We start from the raw sequence: 22,587 nt of genomic DNA, 5'->3' as shown, positions 1-22,587 counted from the left end.
CCTGCCGCAGCTCGGCGATCAGCGAAGCACTGAGCCCGTAAACCGGCGAGGTGTCTAGGCTGGGTGGTGATGTCGGGCATCCGCCGCCGGTCCGTGGCCGGTGGCCCAACGAGCCGAGGAACCCCGTGAGTGACACCCCATTCGGATTCGGCCTTCCGCCGGAGGAGCCGGAGGACGGCGACGACGGTAAGAAGAAGGGCGGCCAGGGCGGCGAGCAGGGCCCCGCGAATCCCTTCGGGTTCGGTAGCGGGGCGGGCGGCCCGGCCGGAGCAGGCGGCGCGGACAATCCGTTCGCCGCGATGTTCGGCTCCCTCAACCCGAACGACCTGGGCGCCGCCTTCCAGCAGCTCGGGCAGATGCTCTCGTACGAGGGCGGCCCGGTGAACTGGGACATGGCCAAGGACATCGCGCGGCAGACCGTCGCGCGCGGCACCGCCGACGGCACCAAGGACGAGAGCGTCGGCCCCGCCGACCGCGCCGCGGTCCAGGAGGCCGTGCGCCTGGCGGACCTGTGGCTGGACGGGGTCACGTCGCTGCCCTCGGGCTCGGGGGCCGCCGTCGCGTGGAGCCGCGCCGAGTGGGTCGAGGCGACGCTGCCGGTGTGGAAGGACCTGGTCGACCCGGTCGCCGAGCGCGTCGGCTCCGCCATGGGCGACGTGCTGCCCGAGGAGATGCAGGCCATGGCCGGCCCGCTGCTCGGGATGATGCGTTCGATGGGTGGCGCGATGTTCGGCACCCAGATCGGGCAGGCGCTCGGCGTGCTGGCCGGTGAGGTGGTCGGCTCGACCGACATCGGGCTCCCGCTGGGCCCGGCGGGCAAGGCCGCGCTGCTGCCGGTCAACATCGCGGCGCTCGGCTCCGGCCTCGGCGTCCCCAAGGACGAGGTGCGGCTGTACCTGGCGCTGCGGGAGGCGGCCCACCAGCGGCTGTTCTCGCACGTGCCGTGGCTGCGCTCGCATCTGTTCGGCGCCGTCGAGGGGTACGCCCGCGGCATCAAGGTGGACACCGCGAAGCTGGAGGACGCGGTCGGCCAGCTCGATCCGACCCACCCCGAGCAGCTTCAGGAAGCGCTCCAGCAGGGCATGTTCCAGCCGGAGGACACCCCGGAGCAGAAGGCCGCGCTGGCCCGGCTGGAGACGGCCCTCGCACTGGTCGAGGGCTGGGTGGACGCCGTGGTGCACGCCGCCGCCAAGCCCCATCTGCCGTCCGCGGACGCCCTGCGCGAGACGCTGCGGCGCCGCCGGGCGAGCGGCGGGCCCGCCGAGCAGACCTTCGCCACGCTGATCGGCCTGGAGCTGCGGCCGCGCCGGCTGCGGGACGCCTCGCGGCTGTGGGCGTCGCTCACCGACGCGCGCGGCGTGGACGGCCGCGACGGGCTGTGGGAGCACCCGGACATGCTGCCGACGGCCGAGGACCTCGACGACCCGGACGGCTTCGTCCACCGCGAGCAGCTGGACTTCTCCGAGCTGGACAAGATGCTCGGCGAGGCCGCGGGCGGTGAGGAGCGCGCGGAGGGCTCCGACGACCGTGACGACCGTAAGGACGACGAGCGGGGCGACGGCGAGAAGTGAGCCTTCACAGCCCCCATACCCTTCATAAGGACGCGGCGCGGGTTCTCGAACGGTGGCCCGCGCCCGACGCCGACCAGGAGCGGCTGCGGCAGGCGTACGGCGACCATCTCGCCGCGTATCCCGACGGCATGTGGAAAGCGTGCGGCGACGGGCATCTCACGGCGAGCGCCCTGGTGATCGACCCACCGCGGGAGCGCGTCCTGCTCACGCTCCACCGCAAGCTGCGGATGTGGCTCCAGATGGGCGGCCACTGCGAGCCGGAGGACACCACGCTGGCGGACGCGGCGCTGCGGGAGGCCACCGAGGAGTCGGGCATCGCGGGGCTGACCCTGCTGCCGGGCGGGCCGGTGCGGCTCGACCGGCACCACACGCCGTGCGCCTGGCACCTGGACGTGCAGTACGCGGCGGTGGCCCCGCCGGACGCGACGGCGGCGATCAGCGACGAGTCGCTGGACCTGCGCTGGTTCGGGTACGACGAGGTGGCGGACGTGGCCGACGCGTCGGTGCGCCATCTGGTGGCCCGTACCCGCGCGCTGGTCTGAGGAGCCCGCGGGCACGGACCGGCGGCCCCATGCCGCCTTGCCGCTGCCGTCAGTTGCTGAAGATGTTGCCCTGGTTCTGCCCGCGGGCGCCCTGCTGGCCCATGCCGAACTGGGCGGCCGCGCCGCTGCCGACCACCGCGTTCTGCGGCGGCAGCAGCTCGCTGGGCTGGACCAGGGCGTAACCCTGGCCGAGGAAGCTCAGCTCCCAGCCCTCTCCGGTGTTGCCGCGCCGGCGCCACACCCCCGAGGAATGCGTCTGCGCCTGCATCTGGACGCGCAGCGAGCTGGACCATGCGACGATCGCGTCCGCGTCGGCGTTGACGTACTTGTCCGGGGTCACCTGGAGCAGCAGCGGCTTGCCCGAGGTCATGAGCGCGACCTTGCCCCGGCCGGAGATGTTGAGGTTGTACTTGCCGGAGCCGGTGATGCCGAACTGGCTGTCCACCGCGATGGATTCCCAGTGCAGCGTCGAGTCGAGCGCCAGCACGTACGCGCTGTCGACCGTCAGGCCGTCGTGGTCCACGTCCACCACGTGGATGTGCTGGGCGAGGTTGGCGAGGAAGACCGTGCCCTGCCCCGAGCAGCGCATCAGATCCAGGCCCTCGCCGGTGCGGGCGCGGGCGCGCCGCTGGCCGGGGGTCTGGTACTCGCCGTCGAACTCGATCAGCCCCTGATAGGCGACCATGCTGCCCTTGCGGGCGAGCACGTCCTCGTGGCCGGTGAGCGCGACCCGCAGCATCTTGCGGTTCTGGAGCGCGTAACGGTCCTCGGTCTGGGCCTCGGTGTAGCCGAAAAGCGGGCTCTGCATGTGTCCTTCTCCCCCTCAGCCCCGGGCCCGGAGCCGGTCGGTGCTGTCCTCGCTGGGCTGTACGACGACGAAGCCCTGTCCGGAGAAGCCGAGCTGGTACGCCTCGCCACTGCCCCGGCCGATCAGGGACGACGCCTTGAAGCTGCGCTTGCCCTTCACCTTGAGACCGCTGGACCAGGCGACGAGCGCGTCCGGGTCCACGTACGTCTCGTCCTCGCCGCGGCCGCAGTCGACGACGATCGGGGTGCCGCGGGAGGTCAGCGCGACCCACCCGGTGCCGGAGACGCCCACGTTGAACAGGCCCTGCCCGGCGAACTTGGCGATGCCCTTGACCCGTTCGACACCCCACTGGAGGTGGGCGTCGAAGGCGAGCAGATTGGTGCCGTTGACCGAGAGCGAATCGCCGTTGAGGTTGATGCAGACGACGTTCGCCCCGTAGTCGGCGAGATAGAGCAGCCCGTCGCCGCTGCACCGCATGAGCGGCGCGCCCTCGCCGGTCAGCCACTGGGAGGCCATCTGGCGCACCGCGGGCGGGTTCGGCTCGTACTGCACGAAGCCCTCGTACGCCACCATCGAACCGGTGCGGGCGAAGAGGTCCTGGCCGCTCTGCATGGCGACCTTGAGCATGCTGCTGCCGTGGTTCTCCATGCGGGCCGCGACCGGGGTGGCTGCGAAGCCCGAGATCATTTGCTGGTCCATGACGGGCTCCCTCAGACCTCGTAGGGCTGGACGACGATGAAGTTGCCGGGCGCACCGCGGAACTGGAGGTTCACGGTCTCCCCGCTGTGGCCGGGGTAGGCGCTGCGGCGCAGCCGCACCTGGCTGGAGATGATCACCTGCGCACCGGCGGACCAGGCCACGATGGCGTTGCTGTCGGCGAAGGTCGTCGGCGTGACGGGGAGCACCACCGGGGTGCCCTGGGTCTTCACGATGACGGTGCCGGTGCCCTGGAACTGCATGGTGAACAGCGCGCCGCCGGGGATGCCATGGCCTTCGATCCGGCGCACCTCGTGCTGGAGCGACTCGTCGAAGGCGAGCACGTTCTCGGCGGAAACGCAGATCGCGTCGCCCTGGAGCTCGATCGGGTGCAGCTCGGCGGCGTTCTCGGCGAGGAAGACCTGGCCCTGGCCGCTACAGCGCATCAGCTGCATCTCCTGGCCGGTCGCGTTGCCGACGATCCGGCCGCGGACACCCGCGCCCTTGTAGCTGAAGTCGACCTTGCCCTGGTACAGCACCATGCTGCCCTGGCGGGCGAGCACCGGCTGACCGTCGACGCCGAGGTCGACCCGCATCATCCGCGGGTTCTGCGCCGTCCAGCGCTGGCCCGTGGCCGCCTCGCGGTACTCGGCGAGCGCGGCCTGCACACCGGGGGCGCCGCCGCCCTGCGGCGCGGCCATGCCCTGGGGCACGGTGGCGCCCTGGGGCTGGCCGTACGGGGCGGGCTGACCGGGCTGCTGGCCCGGGTACGGCTGGCCGGGCGGCTGCTGGCCGTACGGGGCGGGCGGGGCCTGACCCGGCGTCTGGCCGAACTGCTGCTGGCCGGGGTACTGCCCGGGCGGGCCGGGAGGCGGCACCTGCCCGGGCGGCGGCACCGGACCGGGAGGCGGCGGTGCCTGGCCGGGAGGCGGTGCCTGCCCCGGCGGCACGACCGGCGCGGCGAGCGTCGGCGCCGCGTGCACCTGCGGTGAACCCGGCGCGGGCTGCGGGGCCGGGGGCTGCTGGGGCGTTCCCTGGGGCGTTCCCTGCGGCGGGGTGCCCTGGGGCGGGGTGCCCTGGGGCGCGCCGAAGGCGGGTGCGGGGGCGGGCTGCTGGGGCTGCTGCGGTGCGGGCGGGGCCGCGGGGGCGGGCGCCGCCGGAGCCGAGAAGCCCGGGGCGGGGGCCGCCTGGGCGGGCGGCGCGAAACCGGGCGCACCGCCCTGCGCGGGCGCCGGTGCGGGCGCGGGCTCCTCCTCGGCGACCTCGCCGCCGAAGTTCTTGAGCAGCGCCTCGAGTCCGCCGTCGAAGCCCTGCCCGACGGCGGCGAAGCGCCAGACGTCCTTGAGGTAGAAGTCGCCCAGCATCACCGCGCGCTCGGTGCTGAACTCCGTGCCGTCGAAGGCGTACCGGGCCACTTCCTCGCCGCCCGCGACGATCCGGATGTAGCCGGGGCCGACCTGCGACATCTGGCCCGCGCCGTCGATGGTCGCGGTGAAGGAGAGCTTCTGGACGGTCGGCGGAATGCTGTCGAGCGTGACCCGGAACGACTCGGTGTCACCGGCCTGCGCACCCAGCTGCTGTATCGCTTCTTCAGGCGATTTGGGCTGATTGAAGAAGATGAAGTAGCGGTCGTCCGAGAGCCGTTCGTCCGCGTCGAGGCCGAAGCAGCTGATGTCGAAGCTCAGCCCGGGCCCGGCGATCTGCACGCCGACGTACAGATCCCTCCCGGCCGTCAGGTCGCTGATCTTGGCCTTGTGGCCGCGCTGGAATTCCCTGGCCATACGTAACGACCGTCCCCCATCCCGAACCGGTGAATGCTTTTGCGCCAGGCTAGCCGCTGCCGCCGACAAAAAACGACGCCGGGGAGCGTCGTCTGGTTCCTCAGCCGGGTTCCGTTCCGCTTCCGGCACCCGGCAGATGGGGCAGCCGCCCGGCGGCCACCACGCCCTCCAGATAACCCCGGGCCCGCTCGGTGCGCGGATACGCCTCCAAGAGCTCCCAGAAGCGGCGCCCGTGACCGGGCACCAGCAGATGGGCCAGCTCATGGACGAGGACGTAGTCCACCACGTACTCCGGCATGCCCTTGAGCCGGTGGGAGAGCCGGATGCTGCCCTCGGCCGGAGTGCACGAACCCCAGCGGGTGTTCTGGTTGGTGACCCAGCGGACCGAGGCGGGCCGGGCCCGGCCGCCGAGATACTGCTCGGACAGCCACTCCGCGCGCGCCGCCAGCTCCGTGTCGCCCAGCATGCGCTTGCTCTCCTGCGCCGCGAGCTTGTCCAGCATCACGCCGACCCAGCGCTGTTCCTCCGCTTCGGACATCCGGGCGGGGATGAGGACGATGGTGCGGTCGCCCTCGCGGTACGCGGAGACGGTCCTGCGCCGACGCGAACTCCGGCGGACCTCGACCGCGCTCGTGCCCGAGCCTCGGTTCTGCGGACTCGGCGGGCTCGAAGGGGTCGGGGCGGTGCGCGGGGAAGGATCGGCGGGCACGCCCCGACGTTACCCGCTGGCAGCCGGGGAAGTCCTGCCCTCGCCCGCGGTTGCGGGGCGAACCACTCCTCGGCGTGCACCGCTTGTACGACTATCAACACAGCCTGTGGATAACTTTCGGCGGCGGGTGGGCGGCGGGGCGCATGCTGAGAACCGTTCGACGAGGCGATGCGGCACCGATGCGTGGCGGCACGTCGACACCTGTGGCACATCGACACCTGTGGCACATCGACGAAGGGGGACGGCGATGCATCCGATGCTCAAGCCCGCGCTGCGGCGCGCCTGGCGGAGCCGGGACACGGTGCAGTTCGGGGTGGCCCGGGCGCATGCGGTGGTGGTGGGCCCGCTGGACACGGCGACGGGCAGCTTTCTGGAGCTGCTCGACGGCACCCGAGGGCTGCCCCTGCTGCGGCAGGAGGCCCAGGCCCTCGGGCTGCCAAAGGAGCGGGCCGACGAGCTGCTGGACAGACTCACGGCCGCCGGGCTGCTGGACGATACGAGACCCGGCGGCAAGCCCGCGGCCACGGCGAGCGGGCCCGCCGCGGCCCTCGACCGGCTGCGGCCGGACGCGGCGGCGCTGTCGGTGCTGCACCCGGAGCCGGGAGCGGCGGCGCGGCTGCTCGCCGCGCGGCGGGCGACGCGGGTGCAGGTGCGCGGTGCGGGCCGGGTCGGGGCGGCGGTCGCCGCGGTGCTGGCCTCCTCGGGGGTCGGGCAGGTCGATGTGGTGGACGGGGGCTGTGTCGAGCCCTGGGACGTGGCGCCCGGCGGGCTGGTGGCCGAGCAGATCGGCGAGCGGCGGGATGTGGCCGCGCGCCGGATGGTGCGCCGGACCGCGCCGGGCCCGCGGCCCCGCGCGCGGACCGGGGAGGCCCCGCCCGGCGGGGAGCCGGGGCTGGCCCTGGTGGTGATCGCCCCGCGCGACGGCCTCGCGGCGTACGCACCGGATCCGGCGGCGGCCGAGCCGCTGCTCGCCTCCGGCACACCCCATCTGTACGCGGGGGTGATCGAGGGCACCGGGGTGGTGGGGCCCCTGGTCCTGCCGGGCGTCACCCCCTGTGCGGGCTGCGTCGCGGCGGCCCGTGCCGAGCGGGAGCCGGTGTGGCCGCGGATGCTGGCCCAGTGGCGGTCCGGCCGCCGCGGTGCCGCGCCCGCCTGTGACACGGCGCTGGCCACGGTGGTGGCCGGGCTCGCCGCCTCCCGGGCGCTGGCCTTCCTCGACGGCGGGCTGCCCGGGGGCGCGGCGGCCCGCTGGGAGCTGGCGCTGCCCGCCCTCTCCTGGCAGGCCGAGCGCGTCGAGGCGCATCCCGGATGCGAGTGCGGAGCGGCCGGGCGGGATGATGCGGTATACGCCTCGGCCGCGGAGAGACCGCACGCCACAATGTGCGGGTGACCGACGTCCGCGGAGTGGGCGACGGGGGTCCGGGAGGCTGCTCCCGGGATGGCTCAGCTGTAGTTGGAGGGCGCATGTCCGATCTGCCGCGCAAGGCGATCACCCGCACCGCCAAACTGGCGGCGCTGCCCTTGGGATTCGCGGGGCGCGCCACCTGGGGGCTGGGGAAGCGGATAGGAGGGCGACCGGCGGAGATCGTCGCGCGCGAGATGCAGCAGCGCACCGCCGAGCAGATGTTCAAGGTCCTCGGCGAGCTCAAGGGCGGGGCGATGAAGCTCGGGCAGGCGATGTCGGTCTTCGAATCGGCGCTGCCCGAGGAGATCGCGAAGCCCTACCGTGCGGCGCTCACCAAGCTCCAGGAGGCCGCGCCGCCCATGCCCACCGGCACGGTCCACGCGGCGCTGGAGGAGCGGCTCGGCCCGGAGTGGCAGGAGCTGTTCCTGGAGTTCGAGGACAAGCCGGCGGCGGCCGCCTCGATCGGGCAGGTGCACCGGGCGGTCTGGCATGACGGGCGTCAGGTCGCGGTCAAGGTGCAGTACCCGGGGGCGGGCCAGGCGCTGCTGTCCGACCTCGGCCAACTGAGCCGGTTCGCCCGGGTGCTGGGGCCGCTGGTGCCGGGCATGGACATCAAGCCGCTGATCGCGGAGTTGCGCGACCGGGTGGCCGAGGAGCTGGACTACGAGCTGGAGGCGGAGTCCCAGCGCGCCCATGTGACGGAGTACGCCGAGGACACGGAGATCGTGGTGCCCGAGGTGGTGCACCAGGGCGATCAGGTGCTGATCACCGAGTGGCTGGAGGGCATACCGCTCTCCGATGTGATCGCCGAGGGCAGCCCCGAGGAGCGTGACCGGGCCGGTCAGCTGCTGGCCCGCTTCCTGTTCTCGGGGGCGTCCCGCACCGGCCTGCTGCACGCCGATCCGCACCCCGGAAACTTCCGGCTGCTCACCGGGGACGCCCCGGACGGGCCGCCGGAGCAGTGGAAGCTGGGCGTCCTGGACTTCGGCTCGGTGGACCGGCTCCCCGGGGGACTGCCCGAGCCCATCGGCATCGCGCTGCGGATGGCGCTGGAGGGCGACGCCGCGGGGGTCTACGACCTGATGCGGGATGAGGGGTTCGTCAAGCCGACGATCGAGCTGGATCCTGACGCGCTGCTGGAGTTCCTGCTGCCGATGCTGGAGCCGGCCCAGGTCGAGGCGTTCCACTTCGAGAGGCAGTGGATACGCGGCCAGGCGGCGCGGATGGCCGACCGCGGTTCGCCCGTCTACGAGCTGGGCAACCAGCTCAATCTGCCGCCCGCCTATCTGCTGATCCACCGGGTGACCCTGAGCACGATCGGGGTGCTGTGCCAACTGGGCGCCACGGTGCGGCTGCGGGATGAACTCGAGGCCTGGGTCACCGGCTTCGCCGCCGAGGCGGACGAGCCCGATGAGCCCGATGCGACCGATGAGACCGGCGGGGAGGCCGAGGACGCCGAGGGCTCAGGCGACGCCGCGGGTCCGGCGGAGCGGGCGGCCGAGGACGCGGAGACCTCGGCCTGAGATTCCCGAAACGGCCGGAGGGCCGGTCCGCAGGGGACCGGCCCTCCGTGTCGACGCGCGGCCGCGTCAGGACATGACCGCCGTGGCCAGCGCCCGGCGGGCGCGCAGCGACGCCCGCCCCGCGCTGCGATGCAGGCGCATATGCGCACGCGCCAGGGCTTCTGGGATGAGTTGCATTTCTCGGGTCCTGTTCTGGCGCGACTCGGGCGCGCCGGAGTGATGGCGTGTGGGTGTGTCGGAGACCGGTGGGGTCATCGTCGGGTCCTGCTTCATGGGCTCGTGCGTCGCTGGGCGATCGATGGTGCCGGGGGTGCTCATGCCGCGACCGGGTTCTTGCGCGGGCGACCACGCGGCCGCTTGCGGGCCACGACGACCCCCTGGACGAACAGCTCGCCGCCCCAGACGCCCCAGGGCTCGCGACGGTCTTTGGCCCCGGCGAGGCAGGCCTCGCGCAGCGGACAGGTCTGACACAGCGACTTGGCGTACTCGACGTCGGCCGGGGACTCGGCGAAGAAGACTTCCGGGTCGTAGGAGCGGCACGGGACGGCTACGCCCAGGCTCTCGATGGCGTCATCGAGCTCGGTGAGGGCGGTGAGGGGGGTCAAGGGGTCCTCCGAGGAGTCAGGCGGGCGGTTCAGGTCGGTCTCTGCGGACGGGGCGTGTGCGTTGAGTTGCACGGTGGCGTGTTCCTCGTCTGTTCGGTCCGGCTCGTGGCCGGGCGCTGGCAAATCAAAAGGACCGCGGATCCCGGTGTGGGTTCCGCGGCCCTGGAAGGTGCCGACCTGATCCTGAATCAGGCTGGATAACTCCAGGGTTCGAGCCTGCGGAAGGCCCACTTCTCGTGGTGCTGCTGCGTCGTCCGGGATCCGGCACCATTGGCCGCCAGGGCATAGGCAAATGCCCGTGCCGCTGCCGCTACCGCAGGTGCCTGCGTCGGTCGCTCGCTGCGCTCGCTGAGACGCGCTTCATTGGCGCCGGGCATACCGGTGCCGGGAAGCGGGGAGCCGAGCGGGCAGGTGGCGAGGACCGAGCGATCGGTCATTTTGATGGTCTCGATGAAGCTGATCATTGGTCTCCGCCTCCTCTCGGCGTCTCAGGGGACCGGTGCGAACCGGTCCGGACTTACGTAGTACAACACGGATTCCTCGGTTCCCGGAAGGGCCGTTGTCTCCGTGCTCGGAAGGCTATGGGTATGCCGTCCGCGCGCGCAAACTATTTTTCCGTCGAGTTTTCCGCGGGGTCACCCGGTTGGCTTCCCCCGCCCTCGACTCCCCCGTCACTCTCGTGCGCCCGGGGCAGTTCCCGGCCCGCGCAGAGCGCGAGAACGTCGGCGCCGAACCTGCCGAGTTTCCGTCGTCCGACACCAGAGATGCCGGACAGCTCCGATTCGGTTCCCGGCACGGCCTCGGCAATGGCGAGCAGCGTCTTGTCGGTGAAGACGCAAAAGGCCGGCTGGCCCAGCAGCCCGGCCTGCTCGGCCCGCCAGTCGTGCAACCGCTCGTACAGCGCCTCGTCCAGCTCCGAGGGGCAGTCCTCGCAGCGCATCAGCTTCATCTCGCCCGCGTCGGTCAGCGTCCTGCCGCAGACCCGGCAGTGCACCGGGGTGCGCCGCTTGCGCACCGGGGCGCTCGGACCGGTGCCGCGCTCGATTCCGCCCCCGCCGCCGGGCATCCGGGCGGCGGGCGCCGCGGAGCCGGGCCGCAGCCCGTCCAGAAAGCGGGTGGGCCTGCGGGAGGGGCGGCCGCCGGGCGCCCGCGAGAGCGCCCACGACAGGCTCAGATGGCGGCGGGCCCGGGTGATCCCCACATAGAGCAGCCGACGCTCCTCCTCGATCTGCTGATCGGTCTTGGCGTAGGTGATCGGCATCATGCCCTCGGTCAGCCCCACCAGGAACACCGCGTCCCACTCCAGGCCCTTGGCGGCGTGAAGTGAGGCGAGTGTCACACCCTCCACGGTCGGGGCGTGCTGGGCGGCCGCCCGCTCGTCCAGCTCCGCCACCAGATCGGAGAGGGTGGCCCCGGGCTTGCCCCGGGCGAAGTCCTCGGCGAGCCGCACCAGGGCGGCCAGCGACTCCCAGCGGTCGCGGACCGCTCCGGAGCCCGCGGGGGGCTCGGGCGACCAGCCGCGGGTGCCGAGCACGGCCCGCACCTGGGACGGGATGTCGTCGTCGGACAGCACCGGGTCGGCGCTTCCGGCGCGGGCCGCGCCCCGCAGCAGCATCCCCGCCTCGCGGACCTCGGGCCGCTCGAAGAACCGCTCGGCGCCGCGCAGCTGATAGGGCACCTCGGCGTCGGCCAGCGCCTGCTCGTACAGCTCGGACTGGGCGTTGACCCGGTAGAGGACCGCGACCTGGCTGGGCGGGACCCCTGCGCCGCCCTGCCCGACCGGGGTGATCAGCTCGCGGATCCGGCGGGCGGTGGCCTCAGCCTCGGCGGGCTCGTCCGCGTGGGCGGTGTAGACCGGCTCGGGGCCCGCGTCGCGCTGCGAGACCAGCTCGAGACGGTGCTCCGCGGCCCGGCCGCGGGCCTGGGACAGCAGCCCGTTGGCCAGGTGCACCACCTGGGGGGTGGAGCGGTAGTCACGGATGAGCTTGACCACCGTGGCACCGGGGTGCCGGGTGCGGAAGTCCAGCAGATGGTCGGGGGTGGCGCCGGTGAAGGAGTAGATGGTCTGGCTGGCGTCGCCCACCACGCACAGGCTCTGCCGGTCGCCGAGCCACAGCTCCAGCAGCCGCTGCTGGAGCGGGCTGACGTCCTGGTATTCGTCGACCACGAAGTGCTGGTATTGGCGGCGCACCTGATCCGCGATGTCCGGCCGCTCCTCCAGCACGCCGACCGTGAGCAGCAGCACATCCTCGAAGTCGATCACGCCGCGGTCGCGCTTCAGCTGCTCGTACGCCGCGTAGATCCGGCCGATCTCGGCCGGGTCGCGGGGGGCTTCCCGGCCGTGCTTGGCGGCCGCCGCCGGATAGTCCTCGGGCACGGTCTGGGTGACCTTCGACCATTCGATCTCGCCGGTCACATCCCGCAGCTCGTTGCGGTCCAGCCGGACGCGGCAGCGCGCGGCGGCCTCGGCGACCAGCTGCACCTTGCGCTCGGCCAGCCGCGGCACCTCTCCGCCGACGGCCTTGGGCCAGAAGTACTGGAGCTGGCGCAGGGCGGCCGAGTGGAAGGTGCGCGCCTGCACCCCGCCCGCGCCGAGCTGCCGCAACCGGCCGCGCATCTCGCCCGCCGCGCGGTTGGTGAAGGTGACGGCCAGCACGCTGGCGGGCTGGAGGATGCCCGCCCGCACCCCGTAGGCGATGCGGTGGGTGATCGCCCGGGTCTTGCCCGTGCCCGCCCCGGCCAGCACGCACACCGCCCCGTGCAGGGCCGTCGCCACCTCGCGCTGCTCGGGGTCGAGCCCCTCCAGCACCGCGTCGGCGTCATGCGGCGTGGCCGCGTAGGCGCCCGGCGTGGAGACCTGCGGGAAGAGAGTGGAGTGCGTTGCTGGTGTCACCCCGCCATGCTGCCAGGTACCCCGGGACCAGCGCGCCGGTTGTCCACAGCCGTGACCATGCGGTCATATGAACGCCGGGCGCCGCGCTCGCGGCGCCGCCGGGAATGCGGCTGGGAATGAGCGATGGAAGATGAACGTTCACCCTTTGCCCATACGCCACGACCCCGAGGAGAGCGAAGACCGATGTCCGGCACTGTGACGATGTACAGCACCACCTGGTGCGGCTACTGCCGTCGGCTGAAGGGCCAGATGGACCGCGAGGGGATCGCGTACACCGAGATCAACATCGAGCACGACCCGGAGTCCGCGGCCTTCGTCGAGAAGGCGAACGGCGGCAACCAGACGGTGCCCACCGTCCTCTTCTCCGATGGATCCACGCTGACCAACCCCTCCCTCGCCCAGGTGAAGGCCAAGGTCGGGGCCTGAGTCAGCGGTTCCGGTCAGCCGCGGGGCAGCGGCTCGCCGTACCACAGCTCGATCAGCCGCGCCGCGATCGAGATCCCGGACGGGGGCAGCACCTCGCCGGACTCGATCGCGGTGCGCAGCTCGTCCCGGGAGAACCAGCGCGCCTCGTGGATCTCCTCCCCGTCCACCTGGATCAGGGATGACGTGGCCCGGGCCATGAAGCCCAGCATCAGGCTGGACGGGAACGGCCACGGCTGGCTGGCGACGTACTCGACCTCGCCGACCGGGACGCCCGCCTCCTCGGCCACCTCGCGGATCACCGCCTGCTCGATCGACTCCCCCGGCTCCACGAAGCCCGCGAGCGTCGAGAAGCGCCCCTCCGGCCAGTGCACCTGCCGCCCCAGCAGCGCCCGGTCCAGGTCGTCCGTCACCAGCATGATCACGGCGGGGTCGGTGCGCGGGTAGTGCTCGGCGCCGCAGGCCGGGCAGCGGCGGATGTGGCCCGCCGCCGCGATCACCGTGCGCTCGCCGCACCGGGAGCAGAAGCGGTGCAGCCGCTGCCAGTTCTCCAGCGCGACCGCGTGCACCAGCAGCCCCGCGTCGCGCTCGGACAGCAGCGAGCCCGCCTCGCGCAGCCCCGCGGGGCGCGCCGACTGGTCCATGCGGCCCGGCAGGGTGTCCTTCTGGAGCGCGAAGTAGCGCACCCCGTCCTCGTCCGTGCCCAGGAAGTAGCGGTGGGTCTCGGTGGGCGGGGCCTCGAAGGCCGGGGTCATGACCAGCTCGGTACGGCCGTCCGGGGTGTCGTCGACCAGGGCCTGGCCTCCGGAGACCACGAAGACCCGCGTCGTCGGGTGGCTCCACGCCGCGGCCAGCCACGCCTCGTCCAGTCGGTGGTGCGCCGCGCGGTCGATGCCGCTCGGGGCGCTGAGCGTGATCGGCCGGGTGGCGGCGCGCTCGGTCCAGGTGGTCACGGCTGCTTCCAACTCCCCATGCGGAACGGGTGGTTTACGTACATACGCGAGCTATACGGGTCCATTCTCCGCGAGGTCGGCCCAGAGGTGGGCGGCCGTCTCGGCGCCCTTCGCGAGAAGGTCCAGCTCGACCTTCTCGTTGGGCGCGTGCCAGCCGTCGGACGGCACCGAGATGCCCAGGAAGAGCACCGGAGCGCCCAGGACGTCCCGCAGATCGGCCGCCGGTCCCGATCCGCCCTCGCGGGTGAAGCGGATCTTCTGGTCGAACGCCCGCCCCATGGCCCGTACCAGGGACTGAAGGGCGGGGTGGTCCAAGGGGGTCAGGCAGGGGCGGGTCGCGCCCCAGAAGGTGATCTCGTGCCGGATCCCGGCCGGGAGGGACGCCGCGACCCACTCCCGCACCGACCGCTGGACCCGCTCCGTGTCCTGACCGGCCACCAGCCGGAAGGACAGCTTCAGCTGGGCGGTGGACGGCACGATGGTCTTCCCGCCCGGCCCCTGGTAGCCCCCGGCGATGCCGTTGACCTCCGCGGTCGGGCGGGCCCAGATCCGCTCCAGCGTGGTGTACCCGGCCTCGCCGAGCAGGCCGTGCGAATGCGCGGTGCGCAGCCAGCCCGCCTCGTCGAAGGGCAGCTCGGCGAAGAGTTCGCGCTCGCGGTCGGTCAGCTCCACGATGCCGTCGTAGAAGCCCGGGACGGCCACCGTGCGGTCGTCGCCGTGCAGCGCCGCGGCCAGCCGGGCGGCTTCGGTGGCCGGGTTGGGCACCGCGCCGCCGAAGGAGCCGGAGTGGATGTCCTGGTCCGGCCCGTACAGGTCGATCTGGCAGTCCGTGAGGCCCCGCATCCCGGTGCAGACGGTCGGGGTGTCCTCGGACCACATGCCGGTGTCGGAGACGATCACGGTGTCGCAGGCGAGCCGGTCGGCGTGCGCCCGGACCAGCTCGGGGAAGTGCGGGGAGCCCGACTCCTCCTCGCCCTCGATCAGCAGCTTGAGGTCGACGGCGGGCGCGGTGCGGCCGGTCGCGGCCAGATGGGCGCGCACCCCCAGGGTGTGGAAGAGGACCTGCCCCTTGTCGTCCGCGGCGCCGCGCGCGTACAGCCTGCCGTCCTCGACGACCGGGTCGAAGGGGTCGGTGTGCCAGCCGTCCTCGCGGGCGGCGGGCTGGACGTCGTGGTGCCCGTAGACGAGCACGGTGGGGGCGTCCGGGTCGCCGGACGGCCAGGCGGCGAACACCGCCGGGGCGCCGGGCGTCTCCCAGATCTCGACCTCCGGGAAGCCGGTCGCGGTGAGGTGCGACGCGAGCCACTGGGCGCTGCGGCGGACGTCACCGGCGCGCGCGGGGTCGGCGGATACGGAGGGTATGCGCAGCCACGCGCCGAGGTCGTCGAGGAAGGCCGCGTAGTGGTCGTCGACGAAGGCGCGGACGGCGTTGTCCGTGTCCGGGGTGGTGCTCATGGATGTGAGCCTATCCGGCGCGCGGGAGCGCCAGAGCCTGGGTCTCCGGGCCGCTCATCCGCGGTCGCCCTCGGTCACGGTTCGACGTCGATGAAAGCGTTACGGACATCCTCGGGCTCGCGCGCATCGCCCGCCTCGCCAGGCTCCTCCGCCTCGTCCGCCTCCTCCGCCTCGCCGGTCAGGATGCGTTCCAGCTCCGCGCGGCCGGGCAGCTCCGCGGGGCGCACGATCTCCCCGCTGCGTACATGGAGGAACGCCGCCGAGACCGCCGACAGCGGCAGGTCGTGCTGCTCGGCCCAGGCCAGGCGGTAGATGGCCAGCTGGAGCGGGTCGGCGTCCTGGGAGCGGCCGGTCTTCCAGTCGATGATCTCGTAGCCCTGGCCGCCCCCGGGGCCCGACGCGGGCTCCCGGTACACCGCGTCGATCCGGCCGCGCACCGTCCGCCCCGCCAGCGTCAGCTGGAACGGCACCTCTACGCGGTGCGGGGTGCGCCGGGCGTACGGCGTGCGCGCGAACGCCTCCTTGAGCGCCGCCAGCTCCCGCTCGTCCGCGATCTCCGGCTCGTCGTCCTCGCCGCCGGGCAGCTCGTCCGGGCCGAGGAACGGCAGCGGCAGCGCCTCGAAGCGCGACTCGACCCAGGCGTGGAAGCGAGTGCCGCGGCGGGCTGCGGCGGACCGCGGCGGGCGCGGCATGGGGCGGGCCAGCTCCCGCGCGAAGCCGTCCGGGTCCGCGGCGAGCCGCATCAGCTGGGTGGCGGTCAGGGTGTGCGGTACGGGCACCTCGTGCACGGTCGCGCGGGCACGCCGCAGCTCCCCGGCGAGCGCGTCCAGATCCCGGTCCCAGGAGTCGGCCAGCCGCGCCTCCTCGGGGGCCAGGTCGCCGTCCGGCACGGGGTCGCCGTCCGACGCGGGGTCGCCGTCCGACGCGGGGTCGCCGTCCGGCGCGGGGTCGCCGTCCGACGCGGGGTCGCCGTCCGGCGCGGGGGGCGGGTCGGGCAGCGCATCGGGAGCCGCGTGCTCGGCGTCATACGGGTCGCCGTACGGGGCGTCCTCCTCGTACGCGTACGGGTCGTCGTACGGGTACGCCTCCTCGTCCTCGTACGGATACGGCTCGTCCGCGAACTCCGGCCAGGCCGGGTCGTCCTCCGCAACCGGCCCCTGCAAGGCCGCGGCGGGCGGGCCGTCCGCCGCCTCCAGGCGGGTCAGATGGGCCAGGACCGCGTCCGCGGCCCGGCGGCGGCGGGCCAGGGCGACCGGGTCGAGCGGGAGCGGCCAGGCGCGGTCGGCGGTCGTCTCGCGCAGGGCCGGGTTCTCCGCGCCCTCCTCCGGCTCGTCCGCCCACGCCTCGACCTCGCCGTAACCGGCTTCACAGTGCGCCCGCAGCGCCTCCAGGAAGGAGGACGGGCCACGGCGGCGCTTCTGGGACGGGCCCCACCAGTGCCCGGAGCCCAGCAGCAGCGAACGCGGCCGGGTGAAGGTGACGTAGCCCAGGCGGAGTTCCTCCGTCCGCTGGTGCTCCTTCATGGCGTCCTTGAAGGCGTTCAGCCCCTTGGCGTCCCAGGCCGTGACCTCCGGGAGGGTGGCGGCATCGCCGCGCAGGGCGTGCGGCAGGACCTTGGCGTTCGCCGTCCAGGACTCGCGGCTCTGCTCGCTCGGGAACTGCCCCGCGACCAGTCCGGGCACCGCCACCACGTCCCACTCAAGACCCTTGGATTTGTGCGCGGTGAGCACCTTGACCGTGTTCTCACCGCCGGGGAGCGCGTTGTCGAGCCCCTTCTCGTACTGTGCGGCGGTCCGCAGGAAGCCCAGGAACGACTGAAGGGTGGCCTCGCCGTCCACGGCAGGTCCCGCCTGGGCGGCGAAGGACGCGGCGACGTCCAGGAAGTTGCCCAGCGTCTCGCGGCGGCGGGCGGCCAGGGCGTGGGGCGAGGCGGACAGCTCGACCTCCAGGCCGGTGGTGGCGAGCACCCGGTGGAGGACGTCCATGAGCGGGTCGGCCAGCGAGCGCCGCAGCTCGCGCAGTTCGGCGGCGAGGCGGGCGAAGCGCACCCGGGCCTCGGCCGAGAACGGCAGCCCGTCGTCCGGGCCGCCGCCGGAGTCCAGGAAGGTGTCGAGGGCGTCGGCGAGCGAGATGATCTCCGCCGGGTCGACGCCCTCGACGGCCTCGGCGAGCCGCCGGTCCGGGTCGTCCTCCGCGTCGCCGGGACGGCCGTGGGAGTCGCCGGGACGGCCGTGGGAGACGAGCGCGCGGGCGCGGCGGCCGAGCAGCGCCAGGTCGCGGGGGCCGATGCGCCAGCGCGGGCCGGTGAGCAGCCGGACCAGCGCCGCGTTGGCGCCCGGGTCCTGGAGCACCTCGCAGACCGCCACCAGGTCGGCGATCTCGGGCAGGTGCAGCAGCCCCGACAGGCCCACGACCTCCACCGGAACGTCCCGCTCCACCAAGGCGCCCTGGATCTCGGCGAAGTCACCGGCCGTACGGCACAGGACCGCGATCTCGCCGGGCGGGGTGCCGGTGCGCACCAGGTGGGCGATCGAGTCGGCGAGCCAGGCCAGCTCCTCGGCGTGGGTGGGCAGCAGCGCGCAGCGCACCTGGCCGTCCCGCTCGGCGCCGGGCGCGGGGCGCAGCGCCTCGACGCCGTGGTGCATCGCGCGCAGCGGGGCGGCGAGCCCGTTGGCGAGGTCCAGCAGGCGGCCGCCGCTGCGCCGGTTCTCGCTGAGCGCGTGGCGGCGGGCGGGGCTGCCGTCCTGGTGCGGGAAGTGCGCGGGGAAGTCGTCGAGGTTGGCCACCGAGGCGCCGCGCCAGCCGTAGATGGCCTGGCACGGGTCGCCGACGGCGGTGACGGGGTGTCCGGTGCCGCCGCCGAACAGCCCGGACAGCAGCAGCCGCTGGGCGACGGAGGTGTCCTGGTACTCGTCCAGCAGGACGACCGCGAACTGCTCCCGCAGGATCCGGCCGACCTCCGGGCCGCTGCGGGCCAGGGTGGCGGACAGCGCGATCTGGTCGCCGAAGTCGAGCAGGTCGCGGCGGCTCTTCTCGGCGCGGTACTCCTCGACCAGCCCGAGGAGTTCGCGGCGCGCGCGGGCGGCCTCGGGGACCTTGCGCAGCGCGTCGTTGGTCAGCTTCACCGCGTCGAGGGTGTCCAGCAGCTCGGTGTCGTGGCGGCGGAGCCGCTCGGCGGGGACCAGGTGCTCGGCCAGCTCGGCGTCGAGCGCGAGCAGGTCCGTCACCAGGTCGGCGAAGGGGCGGGTGAGCGCCGGGTAGGGGCCGGGGGCGGTGCGCAGCACGCGCGCGGCGAGCTGGAAGCGGGTGGCGTCGGCGAGCAGCCGGGCGCTGGGCTCCAGGCCGATGCGCAGCCCGTGTTCCTTGAGGAGCTGTCCGGCGAAGGCGTGGTACGTGGAGATGCTGGGCTCGCCCACGGCCTCCTCGGCGGCGCCCGGATCCGGGTCGGGGTCCACGACGCCCGCCTTGATGAGCGCCTTCCGCACCCGCTCGGCCAGTTCGCCCGCGGCCTTGTTGGTGAACGTGAGGCCCAGCACCTGGTCGGGTGCGACCTGGCCGGTGCCGACCAGCCACACGACGCGCGCGGCCATCACCGTGGTCTTGCCGGAGCCCGCTCCGGCGACGATCACCTGCGGGGCGGGCGGCGCGGTGATGCACGCCGTCTGCTCCGGGGTGAACGGAATCCCGAGCAGCTCCTTGAGCTCCTCGGGATCGGCGATGCGGGCTGACACTCCAGTGAGGCTATCGGTCGCCACTGACAAGCCGCGCACAAGGGGGACAAGCGCCCACATCTCCCGCCGACGACAACGGACATGTCCCCACAAGCCATCTCATCCCCCGTCACTCCGCCCCGCGGGTCACTCCACCACGTGGCGGCCCTCCGCGCGGGCGCTGCACGCGGCGCGGAACGCGCAGCGCTCGCAGTGCGCCCCGGTGCTCGGGGCGAAGCGTTCGTCGAGGACGCGTCCGGCCGCGGTGGCGAGGAGTTCGCCGACCCACTCCCCGTCGGGCCCCGCGGGCGGGTCCTGCGCCTGGACCTTGGGGACGGTATCGCCGCCCTCCTTCGTTGGGGCGCCCTGCCGGAGCTGGACCAGTTCGGCGCCGCCGGGTTCGGGGCGGTCGTCGCCGAAGAGGCCGTCGACGGCGCCCTCGCGCACGGCGAGCTGATAGACCGCCAGCTGGGGGTGGTGGGCGACCTCACCTCGGGTCACGGGCTGCTTGCCGGTCTTGAAGTCGACGACGTACGCCCGCCCCTCGCCGTCCGCCTCGACGCGGTCCATGCTGCCGCGGATGCGCACCTGGTAGGTCTCGGCGTCGAGGGTGACGTCGAAGCCGTGCTCGGAGGCGACCGCCGTGCGGCCGCCGCGCTCCATGACATGCCAGCGCAGGAAGCGCTCCAGGGCCGCCCGGGCGTGCTCCTTCTCCTGCCGCGACTTCCAGGGGGCGTCGAAGGCGAGCGCGTCCCATACGGAATCCAGGCGCTCCATCAGGACGGCGAGGTCGGCCGGGGTGCGGCCGGACGCCACCTCGTCGGCGAGGACGTGGACGACGTTGCCGAAGCCCTGGGCGGCGGTCGACGGGGCGTCCGCCTTGACCTCGCGCCCCAGGAACCACTGGAGCGAGCAGGTGTTGACGAGCTGGTCGAGCGCGCTGCCGGACAGGGCCACGGGCCGGTCGCGGTCGCGCAGCGGCACCTCGCTGTGCGTCGGCTCGTGCAGGCCCCACCAGCCGGAGGGGTGGGCCGCGGGGACGAGCGGCCGGCCGTCCTCGTCGCGCAGCGCCGCGAGCCGCGCCAGCCGCTGCGCGGCGGCCTCCCGCAGGGCGTCCGAGGCGTCCGGGTCGACGGTGGTGGCGCGCAGCTCGGCGACGAGCGCGGCGACCGACAGCGGGCGGCGCGGCCGCTGGGTGACGTCGACCGGGGTGACGCCCAGCTCGGTCAGGAACCGCGAGGGCTGGTCGCCGTCGTCGGCGGCGGCCTTGACGGCGGTGACCACCAGCCGGTCCCTGGCGCGGGTCGCCGCCACGTAGAACAGCCGCCGCTCCTCGGCCAGCAGCGCGCCCGGGGTCAGCGGCTCGGCGAGCCCGTCCCGGCCGATCCTGTCCGCCTCCAGGAGCGAGCCGCGGCGCCGCAGGTCCGGCCACAGCCCCTCCTGGACGCCCGCGACGACCACCAGGCGCCACTCCAGCCCCTTGGAACGGTGGGCGGTCATCAGCCGCACGGCGTCGGGGCGGGCGATGCGGCGCGAGAGGGTGTCGGCGGCGATGTCCTGGGCGTCGAGCTGGTCGAGGAAGTTGAGCGCGCCGCGGCCACCGGTGCGCTCCTCCGCGCGCGCGGCGGTCTCGAACAGCGCGCACACCGCGTCCAGGTCGCGGTCGGCGTTGCGCCCGGCGGCCCCGCCGCGCTGGACGGCGCCCTCCAGCCGCCCGGGCCAGGGGGTGCCGTCCCACAACTCCCACAGCGCCTGTTCGGCGGTGCCGCCCCCGGCCAGCGCGTCCAGCGCCGTGCGCAGCAGCAGGCCGAGCCGCTGGGCGCCGCGCGCGTACGCCGGGTCGTGGACGGCCAGCCGCTCGGGCGCGGCCAGCGCCTCGGCGAGCAGGACGTCGGAGGGGCGCGGTACGGCGTGTCCGGCGGCCCTCTCCTCCTCGCGCAGGGCGCGGCCCAGCTTGCGCAGATCGGCGGCGTCCATGCCGCCCAGCGGCGAGGTGAGCAGGGTGAGGGCGGTCTCGACGTCGAGGGCGGCGGACAGCCCCCCGGAGTCGGGCAGCGCGGCCGTCGCGGCGGCCCGCAGCGCCGTCAGCAGGGGGGCCACGGCGGGTTCGTGGCGCAGCGGGATGTCGTCGCCGTCCACCTCGATGGGCACCCCGGCGGAGGTGAGCGCCCGGCGCAGGCCCGGGAGCGAGCGCCCCCCGGCGCGCACCAGGACGGCCATCTCGCTCCAGGGCACCCCGTCCTCCAGATGGGCGCGGCGCAGGATGTCGGCGACGTTGTCGAGTTCGGCGCCCGCGGTGGGGTACGTGAACACCTCGACGCCGCCGCCGTCGCGGGTCGCCGTCAGCTCCCGGTGGGCGCGCACGGCGTGCGCCGGGAGGCGGGTGAGCGGCATCCGGCCGGTGAGGAGCCGGGTCGCGGCGAGCAGCCGGGCGCCCGAGCGGCGCGAGGTGGTGAGGACTTCGACGGGCGCCGGGCGGCCGTCCGCGCGCGGGAAGTCGTCCCGGAAGCCGAGGATGCCGTTCACATCGGCGCCCCGGAAGGCATAGATGGACTGATCGGGGTCGCCGAAGGCCACCAATCTTCTGCCGCCGCCCGCCAGCGCGCGCAGCAGCCGGGTCTGGGCCGCGTCCATGTCCTGGTACTCGTCCACGAACACCGCGTCATAGCGCGCGGCCAGCTCCGCCGATACGTCCGGCCGCTCGGCGAGCAGCACCGCGCGGTGCACCAGCTCCGCGTAGTCCAGCACCCCCTGCGCGTCCAGGACGTCCAGATACTCGGCGAGGAAGGCCGCCGCCGCGCCCCAGTCCGGGCGCCCGGTACGGGCCGCGAACTCCCCCAGCGACCGCGGGCCGAGCCCCAGCTCCCGGCTGCGGGCGAGCACCGCGCGCACCTCGTCGGCGAAGCCGCGGGTGGTCAGGCAGGCGCGCAGATCGTCGGGCCAGCGGGCCGAGGCGCGCCCCGCGCGCTCCAGTTCGGCCTGTCCGGCGAGCAGTTCCCGTACGACGACGTCCTGTTCCGGGCCGGACAGCAGCCGCAGCGGATCCGCGAACAGGTCGACGTCCTGGTGGGCGCGGACCAGCGCGTAACAGAAGGAGTGGAAGGTGGTGGCCCGCGGCCCGGTCGCGCCCTCCAGTCGCACCGTCATCCGGTCGCGCAGCTCGACGGCCGCCTTGCGGCTGAAGGTGAGCACCAGGATCCGCTCCGGGTCGGCGCCCTCGCGCACCCGCCGGGCGACGGCCTCCACGAGCGTCGTGGTCTTCCCCGTGCCCGGCCCGGCGAGCACCAGCAGCGGACCGCCCTCGTGCTCAACCACGGCGCGCTGCCGTGCGTCCAGGACAGGAGAGGCCACCGGATCCGGCCGACTGCGGACCAGGCGGTACGTGCCCGCGGACGGCAGCCGCAGATACGGCTGCCGTCCCCGCCGCTGTCGCGGCAGGGACGAGGAGGAGGTACTCACATGGATCGCCGGTCCTGGTGGGTTGGCTGGGTGCGGGACAGCGTCTCATGTGCC

Annotated in this window: 17 protein-coding genes; 5 read left to right on the top strand and 12 right to left on the bottom strand. The window is 73.9% G+C overall.

Annotation, left to right across the window (positions count from 1 at the left end; all coding sequences use genetic code 11):
• Positions 1–125: 125 nt before the first annotated feature.
• Together LCH29_RS17180 and LCH29_RS17175 are read left to right on the top strand one after the other, a co-directional pair.
• Positions 126–1,571, top strand: coding sequence for a zinc-dependent metalloprotease (locus LCH29_RS17180; RefSeq protein WP_446462601.1), 1,446 nt, complete (start codon positions 126–128; stop codon positions 1,569–1,571).
• On the top strand, positions 1,568–2,113 hold the full coding sequence (locus LCH29_RS17175; RefSeq protein WP_446462600.1) for an NUDIX hydrolase: 546 nt from the start codon (positions 1,568–1,570) through the stop codon (positions 2,111–2,113). Before LCH29_RS17180 ends, LCH29_RS17175 begins: the two co-directional genes overlap by 4 nt.
• A gap of 49 nt (positions 2,114–2,162) precedes the next feature.
• On the opposite strand, the gene LCH29_RS17170 is transcribed toward LCH29_RS17175, so the two are convergent.
• From LCH29_RS17170 to LCH29_RS17155, 4 genes are all read right to left on the bottom strand, one after another.
• Positions 2,163–2,921 (bottom strand): AIM24 family protein, encoded by a 759-nt coding sequence (locus tag LCH29_RS17170; protein ID WP_446462599.1) that lies wholly within the window; start codon positions 2,919–2,921, stop codon positions 2,163–2,165.
• A 15-nt stretch (positions 2,922–2,936) separates the two neighbouring features.
• Complete coding sequence (locus LCH29_RS17165) at positions 2,937–3,620, bottom strand: AIM24 family protein (protein ID WP_009715203.1); 684 nt, start codon at positions 3,618–3,620, stop codon at positions 2,937–2,939.
• Between the two features lie 11 nt (positions 3,621–3,631).
• Positions 3,632–5,398, bottom strand: a complete 1,767-nt coding sequence (locus tag LCH29_RS17160) for a TerD family protein (RefSeq protein WP_446462598.1) — start codon at positions 5,396–5,398, stop codon at positions 3,632–3,634.
• A 100-nt stretch (positions 5,399–5,498) separates the two neighbouring features.
• Positions 5,499–6,107 (bottom strand): M48 metallopeptidase family protein, encoded by a 609-nt coding sequence (locus LCH29_RS17155; RefSeq protein ID WP_446462597.1) that lies wholly within the window; start codon positions 6,105–6,107, stop codon positions 5,499–5,501.
• Positions 6,108–6,354: 247 nt separating this feature from the next.
• Between LCH29_RS17155 and LCH29_RS17150 the strand changes: the two genes are divergently transcribed.
• Positions 6,355–7,497, top strand: coding sequence for a ThiF family adenylyltransferase (locus LCH29_RS17150; RefSeq protein WP_446462596.1), 1,143 nt, complete (start codon positions 6,355–6,357; stop codon positions 7,495–7,497).
• A 74-nt stretch (positions 7,498–7,571) separates the two neighbouring features.
• A complete protein-coding gene (locus LCH29_RS17145) occupies positions 7,572–9,035 on the top strand; it encodes an ABC1 kinase family protein (protein ID WP_446462595.1) in 1,464 nt (487 codons plus the stop codon).
• Positions 9,036–9,101: 66 nt separating this feature from the next.
• Here the strand turns inward: LCH29_RS17145 and LCH29_RS17140 are convergent, their stop codons facing one another.
• From LCH29_RS17140 to LCH29_RS17125, 4 genes are all read right to left on the bottom strand, one after another.
• Positions 9,102–9,353 carry a hypothetical protein gene (locus LCH29_RS17140; RefSeq protein WP_446462594.1) on the bottom strand — a complete coding sequence of 84 codons (252 nt, stop codon included), beginning with the start codon at positions 9,351–9,353 and terminating at the stop codon, positions 9,102–9,104.
• Complete coding sequence (locus LCH29_RS17135; RefSeq protein ID WP_446462593.1) at positions 9,350–9,712, bottom strand: WhiB family transcriptional regulator; 363 nt, start codon at positions 9,710–9,712, stop codon at positions 9,350–9,352. Before LCH29_RS17135 ends, LCH29_RS17140 begins: the two co-directional genes overlap by 4 nt.
• A gap of 116 nt (positions 9,713–9,828) precedes the next feature.
• Positions 9,829–10,104 (bottom strand): hypothetical protein, encoded by a 276-nt coding sequence (locus tag LCH29_RS17130; protein ID WP_009715210.1) that lies wholly within the window; start codon positions 10,102–10,104, stop codon positions 9,829–9,831.
• 143 nt (positions 10,105–10,247) lie between these two features.
• The gene (locus tag LCH29_RS17125) at positions 10,248–12,533 is read right to left on the bottom strand and encodes an ATP-dependent DNA helicase UvrD2 (protein WP_446462592.1); all 2,286 of its coding nucleotides are present in this window, start codon (positions 12,531–12,533) and stop codon (positions 10,248–10,250) included.
• Between the two features lie 183 nt (positions 12,534–12,716).
• Here LCH29_RS17125 and LCH29_RS17120 point away from each other — a divergent pair, with 183 nt between their 5' ends.
• A complete protein-coding gene (locus LCH29_RS17120) occupies positions 12,717–12,959 on the top strand; it encodes a mycoredoxin (protein WP_123106776.1) in 243 nt (80 codons plus the stop codon).
• 14 nt (positions 12,960–12,973) lie between these two features.
• On the opposite strand, the gene nudC is transcribed toward LCH29_RS17120, so the two are convergent.
• The 4 genes from nudC to LCH29_RS17100 all read right to left on the bottom strand — a co-directional run bounded on the left by nudC (position 12,974) and on the right by LCH29_RS17100 (position 22,533).
• Positions 12,974–13,909 carry an NAD(+) diphosphatase gene (nudC, locus tag LCH29_RS17115; RefSeq protein WP_446462591.1) on the bottom strand — a complete coding sequence of 312 codons (936 nt, stop codon included), beginning with the start codon at positions 13,907–13,909 and terminating at the stop codon, positions 12,974–12,976.
• 51 nt (positions 13,910–13,960) lie between these two features.
• Positions 13,961–15,364, bottom strand: coding sequence for a dipeptidase (locus LCH29_RS17110; RefSeq protein ID WP_446462590.1), 1,404 nt, complete (start codon positions 15,362–15,364; stop codon positions 13,961–13,963).
• 74 nt (positions 15,365–15,438) lie between these two features.
• Positions 15,439–19,095: a UvrD-helicase domain-containing protein gene (locus LCH29_RS17105; RefSeq protein WP_446462589.1), complete on the bottom strand. Its 3,657-nt coding sequence runs from the start codon at positions 19,093–19,095 to the stop codon at positions 15,439–15,441.
• Between the two features lie 126 nt (positions 19,096–19,221).
• A complete protein-coding gene (locus LCH29_RS17100; protein WP_446462588.1) occupies positions 19,222–22,533 on the bottom strand; it encodes an ATP-dependent helicase in 3,312 nt (1,103 codons plus the stop codon).
• Between the last annotated feature and the right edge of the window lie 54 nt (positions 22,534–22,587).

It is taken from the genome of Streptomyces sp. BRA346 (assembly GCF_052851135.1).
This window is presented reverse-complemented; position numbering and strand designations above follow the sequence as displayed.

What these genes read in the sequence shown, in the direction of transcription:
- LCH29_RS17170 (WP_446462599.1), bottom strand. Translation starts at nt 2,921, where the DNA reads ATGCAGAGCCCGCTTTTCGGCTACACCGAGGCCCAGACCGAGGACCGT.
- LCH29_RS17165 (WP_009715203.1), bottom strand. Translation starts at nt 3,620, where the DNA reads ATGGACCAGCAAATGATCTCGGGCTTCGCAGCCACCCCGGTCGCGGCC.
- LCH29_RS17160 (WP_446462598.1), bottom strand. Translation starts at nt 5,398, where the DNA reads ATGGCCAGGGAATTCCAGCGCGGCCACAAGGCCAAGATCAGCGACCTG.
- LCH29_RS17150 (WP_446462596.1), top strand. Translation starts at nt 6,355, where the DNA reads ATGCATCCGATGCTCAAGCCCGCGCTGCGGCGCGCCTGGCGGAGCCGG.
- LCH29_RS17145 (WP_446462595.1), top strand. Translation starts at nt 7,572, where the DNA reads ATGTCCGATCTGCCGCGCAAGGCGATCACCCGCACCGCCAAACTGGCG.
- LCH29_RS17140 (WP_446462594.1), bottom strand. Translation starts at nt 9,353, where the DNA reads ATGAGCACCCCCGGCACCATCGATCGCCCAGCGACGCACGAGCCCATG.
- LCH29_RS17130 (WP_009715210.1), bottom strand. Translation starts at nt 10,104, where the DNA reads ATGATCAGCTTCATCGAGACCATCAAAATGACCGATCGCTCGGTCCTC.
- LCH29_RS17120 (WP_123106776.1), top strand. Translation starts at nt 12,717, where the DNA reads ATGTCCGGCACTGTGACGATGTACAGCACCACCTGGTGCGGCTACTGC.
- LCH29_RS17110 (WP_446462590.1), bottom strand. Translation starts at nt 15,364, where the DNA reads ATGAGCACCACCCCGGACACGGACAACGCCGTCCGCGCCTTCGTCGAC.